Source organism: Mycobacterium shunyiense (assembly GCF_058270075.1).
On sequence record NZ_JBZDPU010000015.1, the window covers coordinates 696,673 to 708,603 of the forward strand.

General features: G+C 62.0%; 3 protein-coding genes. All 3 read right to left on the reverse strand.

Going from position 1 to position 11,931, the window contains the following annotated elements; all coding sequences use genetic code 11:
* Position 1: 1 nt before the first annotated feature.
* Complete coding sequence (locus tag AC4ELH_RS17710) at positions 2-3,352, reverse strand: helicase-related protein (RefSeq protein ID WP_498885685.1); 3,351 nt, start codon at positions 3,350-3,352, stop codon at positions 2-4.
* An 89-nt stretch (positions 3,353-3,441) separates the two neighbouring features.
* Positions 3,442-8,454, reverse strand: coding sequence for a DEAD/DEAH box helicase (locus AC4ELH_RS17715; protein WP_498885687.1), 5,013 nt, complete (start codon positions 8,452-8,454; stop codon positions 3,442-3,444).
* The gene (locus AC4ELH_RS17720; RefSeq protein ID WP_498885689.1) at positions 8,451-11,774 is read right to left on the reverse strand and encodes a hypothetical protein; all 3,324 of its coding nucleotides are present in this window, start codon (positions 11,772-11,774) and stop codon (positions 8,451-8,453) included. The genes AC4ELH_RS17715 and AC4ELH_RS17720 overlap by 4 nt, the downstream gene beginning before the upstream one ends.
* Positions 11,775-11,931: the final 157 nt, after the last annotated feature.

The window sequence follows — 11,931 nt, forward strand, 5'->3', positions numbered from 1 at the left end:
CTCAGAGTTCCTTTCCGGCGACGGGGATGTCGGAGGGCACGATAATCAGTAGCGGGCGGACCAGTTGCTGGGTGGGGGCCAGCAGGTCGGCCAAGCGCTGCTCGTCGGCGATGCGCTGCCCGAGCTTGCCCACCTTTGAGCGCTGCGCCCCACGCAGCTCCAGATGCTCGGCGTCGTCGTGCCAGCGCTGCGCCCGCTTGCGCCATCGCGCCAGGCGTTCGGTGGTGGCTGCTTCCTGTGCAGTGAGTACCGTGCGCATCTGGAGGCGGGCGTGCTCGACGGCGACCGGGATCAGCGCCTGGTAGTGCTCGGGCTCGGCGATCGGCCCCGGATTGGACGCGCCGGGTTTGAGACCGGTTTGCGAGGTGAGGAAGCTGATGTCCTCGAGGGGTTCGACCATGCAGAAGTCGGTGTTGGCGGGGTTGGGGAACACCGCGGTGGAGAACACCCGCGAGATCAGTTGTCCCCGTTTGTTACTCAATGTGCCCATGAGCAACACGGTGGGGGCGTCGACGTCGCCCCGGATCGCGAACACCTGGTTGCGGCCCAGCGCCGTCAGCGCGCGGTCACTGGCCCAGTCCAGCACAGGGTGCAGCGGGCCCAGGTAGTGCGCCTCTGGCCACGTGGTGTTGTTGATGCCCTTGCCTTCTCGCGCGATGCGCAACTGGGCGGTGCCGACCGTCGGGTTGGTGGCGAGCTTGAGCCGCTCCAGTACCCGGCCGTGGTGCAGGTAGTTCTGTGGAAGTTGCGCCAGCCGTTGCCGAAGATCGCGCGGCGGGGACAGTTCGGCGATGCCGTGCGGCGCGCTGACCGTCCAACCAATGCCCCCCTGCTCGGGCTTGGCGTGCGGCTTGTCGTGGAATCCCGCGTGCAGCGCCTCGTCGAGGAAGGTCAGGTCATCGGGATAGAGGCTTTGGCGTGTCGATGCCGGCAGCGGTATCGCGGTGGCCTCGACCGCGTCGAATTCGGCGAAGAACGCATCCAGGTCCTCCCCGGCGGCAACCTCGGCGGCGGTACGGACCGCGTCGTCAAGCTCGGCGCCCTTGGCGAGCACATCGCGGATCACATTCTCTTCCTCGGTGACGCTGTGCTTTCCCATCAGTGAGGCCACATCACCGAGCGTCTCGTGGGCCTGGTTCTCTCGTTCCAGCAGCCGGGACAGCACCCGCAGGTCACCGGAGAACTCGGGGTCGGACGGTTCCAGGATCAGCGAGGAAATCACCGGCGGATACTTCTGCCCGTAGCGGTCGATGCGACCGTTGCGCTGCTCGATGCGGATCAGGCTCCACGGGATGTCGTAGTGGATCAGGTGATGGCACTGCGCGTGCAGGTTCACGCCTTCGGAGGCGACGTCGCCGGTCACCAGCACCCGGATGGGTGAGGTTTCCAACTTGAAGCTGTCGACGAGTTCTTGCTGCTCCACGTCGGACAGCCCGCCGTGGAGCATGGCGATGTTCTCGGTTTTGAGGCTGAGCGCCGCGGGCAGGTTGTTGCGCAGCCAGGTCAGCGTGGCGATCCGCTCGGCGAAGACAACCGCGCGGGTCTCTGATGCTTTGCCGACGCCAATCTGCTTGAGGCGCTTGACCAATGCGGCGAACTTGCCTGCCTGCTCGCCCAGGGCTGCCTCGTTGAGCTCGTCGAGGGTGTTGAGGGCCTTGAGTTCGGCCCGCTGCTTGGAATCACTCTGGACGAGCTTGGCGCGGCGCTGCTTGATCGACTCGGCCAGCGCGGCCGGCGATGACAGGAACGCCTTGGCCAGCGTCCAAGGGAACAGCGCCTTGGTGTCACCGGAGTAGGGCGAATTGCCGGACGCGGGGTGCAGCCAGGTCTGCGACAGCTCCGCGGCGACCATGTCCTCGGCCGCGGACGGCTTGACGAGCAGGTGCACCGGCTCGGCGCGTTCGGCCCAGTCACTACCGACCTCGGCGGCGACGTCCGGGCTGTGCCGGTGCCGACGGATCAGCAGCGACTCGACGTCCTGTTTGGTGAAGCCGCCGTCGGCGTGCACCACCGTCGGGTCCAGCAGCCGGAGCAGTTCGGCGAAGGATTCCTCCTTGCCGTTGTGCGGGGTGGCCGAGGCCAGGATGAGCGCCTCGGTGTTGGGCGCCAGGACGCGGGCGAGCTCATTGTTCTGGGTGCCGGTGTTGGTGAGGTTGTGGGACTCGTCGATGACCACGGCGTCCCACTGCTGGCGTTCCAGGTGCGACTTGTAGCGGGGGCTCTTGAGCGTGTCGATGGAGATGATAGCCCGCTTGAAATAGGTGAACGGGTTGCGAGTGGCCGGCAGCTTCTGGCGGACCTTCTGGATGCCGATCGAGTCGAGGCGGACGAACGGCAGCGCGAAGCGGCACCACAGCTCGTGCTGCATCTGCTCCAAGACGTGCTTGGGCGTGACGATCAAGATGCGCTCACCGCGGCCGCGCCGCACCAGCTCGGACAGAATCATGCCGATCTCCAGCGTCTTGCCCAGACCGACAGCGTCGGCGAGCAAGATGCGTGGGCGGATGTGCTGCGGATCCAGCGCCTTCGTCACCGCCGCCCGCTGGTAGCCCAGCGCATCGGCGAGCATGTGGGTCGAGACCGTCAGGTTTTGGTCCCCATAGGGAACTGGCGTCTTCCTGATCAGTGCTTCTAGCCAAAGCCGGGAGTCGCGATAGCCCGAGGAGCCGTCGGGGACCACTCTCGCCTCTTTGGGGTCCTGCACTTCGATCTTGTCGAGACTGGAGTAGAACGCGGCGGTGGTCTCGGCCACCAACTCGGAGAGCCCACGCACCCGAACCAGCCAGCCATCGGCTCCCTGCTCGGCAGAGGTGACCAGCCACTCCTCGTCGCGGATGACGACGATCGATCCGGGGGCAACGTTGAGGTCGGCGGGATCAGTCACAACGGCGGTGGTCACATCTTCTCCGGGCTTTGTTGCTGGGGACTTTGGAATTGTGGTTGGCGGTTTCGGTGTCACGACGGAGGGCGGTTCAGGCCCGGGCGGCTCGGACTCGAGTTCACCGCGGTCGATGAAGGTCTGCAGAACGGTGGCGCGCAGAGTCTTGGCATTCCTCAGCTCGCGCAGATACTCCATCTGGGCCCGGCGGTTGGTGATCTGACCATTCTCGTGGCGGGCGGCCCGCATCGCCGCGACCACCTGGTCACGCGACTCTTTGTCGTGATGCAGCCAACCTTCGCGCAGCGTGTCCCAGGCTTCGGCGACGAAGTTTTCCTTGGGGCGAGCGCCATAGGCGTCGTGCAGAACATCGGCCGGCTCGAATCCTGCGCAGTCTTCGAATAGGTTTCGGCACAGCTCGTCAAGGAGCTCCTGGGGCAGGTTTGACCACCGAAACTTGTACCTAGGCAACACCCGCCCCCCGTCGTGCCGTCTGAACCGCCCTCCCCGTCGACCTTCCTATCTTTGACCATATCCAGAGCATCTAGATCAAACCTCGGTTCCTAGGAAATGACGCTAGGAGTCGACTCCGGGCTACTACTTTCCAGCAGCTCAGCGAGCGGAAGAACCGTCCAACCCTCCGCCTCCAGGTCCTCTCGATCCGCGACCTCCAGACCGTAGTCGACCGCCACGAATCGGTCCGGCCAGGCAAGGCCGATCGGGATGCCAGCGGTGCTCTCAAAACCGAGCTCGGGCCGTGCAACGCCGGCGTCGGCGAGCGCGATCAGCATTTCTCGTTCTGTTCCGAATGCCGCGGCGTAAAGCTCAGCCCAGCTGGCCGGCAGTGAATCTGGCACCGCGTCATCCAGGGAACTCGCCGTGGCGGCACTGTCGCCCCTTCCCGCGTCCTCAACCAACCCCCGAAGAATTTCCTCCGCCGCCCCTCGGGACAGATCGTCATGATCCCGCTGGTTGTGATAGCTGCGCAGGCAGCCGTAACACGACGTCTCTGGCCCACACTCGCACCCACTGACCCGTTTGAGGGCCACCCGCAGCACTCGTTCGAGATTTTGCTCGACCTGCAGTACGTGCCCTGCCCCGCCTGGCACTGCATCGAACAATGTGATTGCCCACCGATCGGCGCCCGCAGGAGTCAGAGATCCCCCGATGTCCTCGCGGGCTATTTCCAGCGTCTCCGACGCTGCCTCAACTATGGCGTACAGCGCCGATAGCCAAGCAGATTGGGTGCCACGGACCCCGAACACGTTCACATCGATGGACAGCAGATCTGTCTCGTACACATGGCCGAGATCGAGCAAGCGCTGCTTCCCTGCGCACGGTTGGTTCTTCAACAGGTGGTTGTGCTTCGGCGGCTTCTTCGGGTTCAACACCCGAGGCGACCCATATCCACACCAGTCGCAAACCCAAAAGCCCATTCTGCTGAGTCCGTCCGCAAGGGCAATCAGGCGCCCGCGCGGACCGGCGTTGACGACGATGGAACCACCACCCATTGGCTTCGTGTAGGTGCGTGCCTCAGGAGGTTGCGCAAGGACGTGAACGGCGCCGCTCCATGAGCGCCGCGGCGGGCGAGGGCCAGGCTTTCCGGGGTCCGGCGCCGCAACAAAACCGAATATGGGCATCGTGACCGTGCGAGCAGCGGTCTGCGCTACCTCGCCGCAGTGCTGGCACTTCTCCTCAGCAGTTTCAATGCCATACCGGAATCCACCGCACCGTTTGCAGACCTGGTAGTGATACTCCTGCAACGCACGGCCTGGCAGTCGGTAGATCCCGCGTGACATCCAAAGCCCACCACCCGCAACGATTTCCGCACCAGGCGCATACTCATAAATCGCTTGTGAAAGATCACGTGTGAGATCGAGGAGCTTTCCCTTAGTTTTCCCCGTACCGAAGTCTGTGCGCAGTTCCACCGAGTCGACAGGAAACCCGTACTTGGGCAGGACATTTCGATTGGCCAAAAAGCCCAGCAAGTCCCGCTCCCGCAAGGTGTTACCAACCAACTTATAGCGCTGAGCCAGTGGATGTTTTCCATCTGCCGACGCCTTAAGTTCCAGCTCCTTCATGATCTCGACTTCCTTGTCGAGCTCATATCGAACGCTCTCCAACAGGTCAATGAGATCCTCGGCCCATTTACCGCCAACAAGGTCCAGCTCTGTCGCTACGGCGCCTGGCAGGATCCTCGACAAGGCCTCGGTCACGTTTGCAGGAACGGATTTCAGGAAGGATTTGGCCAGATTAATCGATGGCTCGCTGCCATCCTGATCCAGAAAGAACTCGCCTGCGTGGCGGTCAATTCGCCCCGAGGTTTCGAAGAGCCAACGGAAGAAGGCAGATAGTGCGACCGAATGCGCATGCCTGCGATCGATACGTGAGTTCGTCAGGGGAACGTACGGTGCCCGCACTTGTCCCGCGATCATGTCTTCGGGTGCACCGAACTTCGTGAGGTCGTGCGACCGCCTCATTGCATACGTGACGACGAGCGCGGCCGCTCCAGACCGTCGCCCGGCCCGTCCAGCGCGCTGGAGGTAATTAGCAGTACTGGGCGGCATATTCCGAAGCATCACAGCTTGCAGCTCGCCTACATCGACACCGAGTTCGAAGGTTGTCGAGCAAGACAAGGTATTGATCTCACCCCTAACGAACTGATGCTGGATGGCCGCAGCTTCTGTGTTTACCCATTGTGCGGTGTGTTCTTTGGCTGCCAAAGGCACAGCATTCATCGACCGGTACAACGTTCGGTAATGGTCGCGATCTTGGCCAGCTGGCAGTGGAACGAACTCTTCGAGGACGCCCTCACAACGAAGTGCCGGGCAGACCCCGCGGATTGAGAAGGGCGCGGTCCGCCGACAGATTCGGCATTGATAGACCGGCGAGCTATCGGTCACCCAGCTGAGCCGGAGGCATTCATGATCAACTTGGTACACTTGCCCCAGTCCAGTCTCCGTGGAGGACTTGAGCCAATCGACGGGTGTTTCCTTCCGTACCAAGAACTCCCAGATGCCCTTCAAGATCGTTTCTGCATCAGCGTCACTGCCGAGAGCAGCTAGAACTCGGCGGGTGTAGTCAACCCGGCGGTTTGTCCCACGGCCGGGCAGCCATGACAAGACTTTGCGGATCGCTTCCGGGCCTGACAATCGGGCACGAATCGGCCCCAACCGGGGCGCAAAAATCTCGTCATTGGGCGCCACATCTTCTGGCATCGTCACGGCGCCCTGCTGCCGAAGTGTTCGCACCAGCTCCTGAAGGAAGGCCCAGGACTCTTCCTCGGTGAATCCCAGCTGCAGCAGCGGAGCCGGAGCCTTCCATCGCGGGTCGCGGTAAAGGCTGATACCAATGAGGCCCAGGCCTTCGAGCGATTGACGATCGTCCATCGCCAACACTTCCGCCATCACCCAAGGCGCCACCACCCGGCTCGACTGCTGCGCAGTCATTCGCGACGGAAAGTGCTTGACCACTGTCGCTTTCGAACGTGTCTTGAATACGACGTCTTCGATTCCCGCCGACTCCTCATCGGCGTGGGCGGCCAACATGCCCTGAGAGATCAGCCTGCGCCGCTGCAGGCGGGAATACGACTCTTCCAAATAGGGAGCAAAGTAGGCCGCAGCTTGACGACTATCGCTGAAGGCAAGCAACTTTCGTCCTTCGCCGGGCGACAGCGCACCATGCGAATCATCGGCAACCGGAACATTCTGATAGAGCGCCGTGGTGATGACCGCACCACTAGCATCGGACCCAGTCTCGAAGATGCGGACAGTGCCGGCGCCACGCGCGCCGCAAACAAGGCAGCCCGCGATCTCCTCCCCACGCTGCTTAAGCTTGCGGACCGGCCGCATGTCGGACGCGCCACAGCCACCACAACTCTGCGCGTCGCCCTCAGCAAGGGCACCGCAGTGGGTGCAGAGCTTCGCTCCGTCAGCGGATATCTCGTCGCCATCGTCGACAACGGCCGTTTCGTCCTCATCCGTGAGAGCGTCATGGTCACCGAGAACGAGCCAGATTCCTCTGCTCCCGTCCTTGCGCGGTCGCAGGTATAGCGCGGAGCCTTCCGGTGTCGGTGTGCCGTAAACATGCACTGCACCACACCTTTTGCACGAACCGATCTCAAAAACAGGCGCATCACAGCCTGGATGCGAGCAGACGGAATGCCTCGCCAAGTGAACATGCGGCCCTTTGGGCGACAGACACGTGAACGCACCCTCGGTTGCTCTGAGAAACAGGTGGTAGCGGGCCGACAACGGTGTCGTTCCATCGGCTTCCCTGAGCGTGCTGGCCAAGTCCACCATCGCCGCAAGCCCGGCTGCGCCAGCAGCTGAATTTCCAAACGTCGCTGTCGCGACCTTGCTGAACGTCTGCGGGCCTTTCGCAAGGGTTGCACGCATGCCTGCCAGAGACTTCTCATGCGACAACGCTGTGGCGGCGGTGATTCCGTTGACACCAGATTGCAGCCAGCCGGCCGTCCGCGCGGCCTCCAGGACCGCAGCGTCGGGATCGGCTTCGCGTGCGAGCGCTTCATACTCAGATGCAGACAACGGACCCCAGTACGGCCCGGGCGGCGCCTCGACTCGCGTCGCCATCACGATGTCCTGACGGCGCGAATCCTCTTGATGCCATTCGAATGTTTGCCCGAACAGGCTAGACGCGAATCGTGTTACGGCGCTTGGGTCGGAATCCCCGCCGACGGTCGCCGATGTCGCAATGCACTGGATCGCACGGTTGGGCGCCACTCGATCACGAACACGTCTTAGGAGCATCGCGATCTCAGCTCCCTGACTTCCATCGTAAACATGTGCTTCGTCGACGACCAAGTAGCGCCACTTCGATTCGGCTCCGGTCTCGAACAATTCCATGTCCAGCGGTCGGAGCAGCAGGTATTCGAGCATCGCATAGTTGGTTAACAGCAGATGCGGTGGACGTTCCCGCATCTCCTGCCGGCTCAAAATCTCATTGGGCAGGAGCGGCTCGTCAATGTTCAGCTCCGCGAACGCTTCTTGCGCCTTCCGCGGATCCCCTTCGGTCTCTCCGGTGTAACGCCCAAACGTGATCTCCGGGTAGTTGGCCAGAAGGCCACGCAAACGCTTCATCTGGTCGTTGGCCAATGCGTTCATCGGGTAGAGCAGCAGCGCTCGCACTCCGGGCCCTAGCGTGCCTTGCTCGCGCTCCCGGACGAGGCTGTCAAGGATCGGGATGAGGAATGACTCGGTCTTTCCTGAACCAGTGCCGGTAGCCACGACGACGTTGCGCCCGGCCGCAACCTTTCGAATCGACTGCTCCTGGTGCACATAGAGCGGCCGGCCAAGCGGCAGCGCATCACCTGCCAGATCAGCAAAGCCCTGCGCGAGAACACCTTCTGAGATAAGTTCCCGTATTTGCTTGCCCGGCGCATAGGGCGGTGTTGCTTCAAGGTACGGGCCCTTATCGAGCATGACGGTTCCGTCGATTGCCGCCCGGAGCGCCGCATCAATTTTTGGATCGCGCACAGCGAGCAGCGATGACAAGTAGCGACGGTACGTCGCCTTGATCGCGTCCGATGTCGCTACCGCGTCGATACTGGTGGTCATTCCGATGCCCCCACTTCTTCCTCTGCACGACGCCCGACGATCAACTCCGCGATGATCAAGTCGATAGTGACCAGCTGCGGCGCCACCGTTGCAAGATCTGCCCATGGCCGTTGTTCACGGGCAACCCACTTATTTGCTTCGGCATGACCGCGCGCCGCATGCCGCGCAGCCAATGCGAAAGCCATCGAAATCGTTGGCAGCACCCGCCATCCGCCGTCACGTTCCCGGTGACAGCGTTCATCAAAAGCCTTCTGGGAAGAGGGGTCTCCGATGATTCTCAATAGCCGCTCGCCCTCTTTGAGGACGCTGTGCGCATGCTTCACGAGCCATTCAAGCTTTGGATCACGGCGGTCTCGTAGGAGTTCCATCGATGCGATGACGCGTGACTCCGCCGACAGCAACCCTTTAGGTATTAGGCCGGCGTCTCTGATGAACTGCTCGCGAAGACCCGGCTCACGATCAAGCAACTCTGCAGATTCGTCCATCCGACCAGCGCTCGCGTGCGGATCATTCCCATCAAGGAGCCCGATCACCGAGTCACCACAAATGCCGATTGCTGCCTCGATTTCGTCATCGGACCATAGTGAGTCTGCGGCGGAAAGCAGCGCTGCGGGCAGCGCGCCTCGTACCGTCCATGGGGGTGCGCTGTTCTCGTGCGCGTCAGCCAAGTTGGCCCACGCAAGACCGGACCGAACCATCAACGACGGGATCGCTTCGCTCTGCGCCTCAGAACCGGTCAGTGCGGCCAGTGCCGCAGCGGGGTTCGCGTAAATCTCCGTATCAATCGCGTCTGAAATTTCGGCCATGCGAGTACCGAGGCTTAACGACGGCAGCAGGGCCCTTACTGTCCATAACCGGACAAAGTCGATGACCTCAACAGGTTGGGATTCGTCCCCCGCGAGGAAACCTGAGATGGCATTCTCTTCCGGAGTGCCGTCGGTGACCCATCCATCTGCTTCGACCAACCTGGATTTGCCCACCTGCGGCCACTCAGGCACTGGCAGTGGAATCCAGGGATCTTCGATCCGCGCCATCACGTGGATCGGACCCGCATTAATCAGCCAAGTGGGCAGCTGGACTCGACCATCGACAACGGGTACACAGGCAGGCTCGCGCCAAGGTGCGCGGGTGGCGAACAAGTACGCGTTGAGCCCTTCGACACTCACGCAGTCAGCAAGCTCAACCTCGTCGCCGTTCAGCTCAACTCCTGTGAACAGGGTCCGCGGTCGAATGGTCGCGATGACTAGGTTGCCGTCATCGCTCAATGCCAGGCTCGCTTGCGGGTAGTCGCGCAGTGTGTCGGCGATCTCCGCCAATCCAAAGCGGTAAACGCCGGACCTACCAGAGCGGGGGCTGAGCTTTTGCATCACGCGGTTGTTCGCGATCAGGTGAAGTGTTGGTTCGGCATCCGCGCCGATGTCAAGGATCAGCTCGCCCGGGTTATCTCGCACATCCTCTCGAATAAGGGACAGCGGCCGGACCGAGGGGCTGACGACGAAGTGCTCGGCTTGGTACGCGACGGTCATGTGCGGAGGCGTAACGACAAGGGAACGGTACTGCGAATGGGCGCCGGCCCGAACCACGAAGTCACGCTTACGCTCGTCGAAATCGATCTGATCGCGGGTCAGCTCAACACGTTCTGCCACCCGCAATTGCGCGGCGCACGGCTGCAGACCTCGAGGCACAAAACGGCGCCAAACTGGAGAGAAGCTGGCCGAAAGACCCTCGACTACGGTGAAAGTTCTGCTCGCTCCACGTCCCCACGGCCCGCGCACTCGCAGCGTGAATGTCCCAACCAACGGACGAAGAACGCTGTCCCACAGTTCGTTTGGGTTCCCCACGCCAGTGGCCCGATGCCGAGCAATTGTTGCCCCGGAACTATCGTGCAATGTGACGTCCCAATCAGCATTCACCATGCTGCCCGGAATCTGAATCTGGGGTAGTTCAGCGATAACCGGCAGACCGCTTGTTGTCCGGACGCCGTGCACGGGCACCGCCGTTTCGATCTGCGCGGCGGCAAACTTCCGCACGGTGCGGGTGCTGCCCGCCACCGACACTGTGGCGGCGTCGGACAAGTCCACCTGCACCAGACAGAATCCAGTCCAGCATGGCGGCAAGGGACTTTCGGCGACGACTGGGATGGAAGCGGTTTCACCAAACGAGTCTGGGGCGCCCGGAAACAGCAGCCACACTTTTGCTGCCGGCAGTGGTAGGCCGCGCGGAATCAACTCGCAGTCCTCACCGAAGGCCAGGAGCGGATCTTTGTCGTCCACAACGATGAGGGGCAACTGAAGGTGTTCGCGTCCAGCAAGTGCGACCGCAGCAGATCGCACCGGTTTAGCGATGGCGACATCCGTTTGAGGTGCGGGCTCTGTTGATCCCGGCCACAGTGATTCGGTGGCAACTTGCTGCGTGTCGTCGTCAAGGGCTACGACCCAAACCGCTCTCCCATCGGGTGCGTCGCCGACTGGGGGTAACCTTAGAAGTAGTCCTTGTCCATAGGGGTCAAGAACTAACCGTGGGCGCACAGCCGTTGAGTCTTGGACGCCTCCGCGCGGAGCTTCAACGTGACCAATGCCGCGTTGCTCGTGCAGCTGCCGCGCCACGGCCCAGAACCGCTGCGGGAGAAGCACATCCTCCGCAGAAATCCCGGATGCGACGGCGTCGAGCAATTCAAATGAGCGGTCCGCGACATCCACTGCGAACTCGTCTCCGTAACGCAGAAATCGCTGCACGGGCATGTCCACATTCGCGAAGCCTGAACTCGCAGCCTTTGCGGCAGCCCAGGACACAAACTCCTGCGGAGTCACTCCTGGCGTTGATGCGCGTTTCCACGTAAGGGTTCTGAAGAAATCCGACAAGCAATAGGTCGGCATGCCCGCATGCAGAAGGATGCGCCCTACGTACTTCGATCCAGCGTCACCATCATTTTCGAAAGTGGGCAGCCCAAGCCTTCGAAGATTATCAAGGAAGGCCTCGCCCCAGTCCCTCTGGAATTCGGGGTCCGGAACGATACCCAGTATCGCCGCCAACTTGGGCCAGAAAGTAGCGCGCTCGTAGTGATCAGCGGCGACACCCGCCGTGGCGAGTACATGGACAGCAGGATGCCGCCTGAACAATCTTCCACGGCCTGGTCCCGGCCCGAGCTTCGTCTGCAACCGACCGTACGCGGCTAACGCCTGCTCACGACGATGGGCCGGAATCTCATCAAAAGTCTCTGCGGCAAGCGAAATCGCCTCAGCGCGTGGACGCCATTGCCGCTCCCGGATGTCGAGCAACTCCGATGATGAGACTTTCCGATTCGAAATAGGCTCAGACATGGCATACAACAGTCTGCTGGTGCCCTATGAGGCGGTCGGCGGCACACCGGGACATATCGAGACTCCTTCTGCCAAATTCTCGTTTCTTCGTCGAGAGAGCCGGATAGATTCTCATATGTCACCGACAAGTCGTCAGCTTCTCTGGCCAGCGTGACGT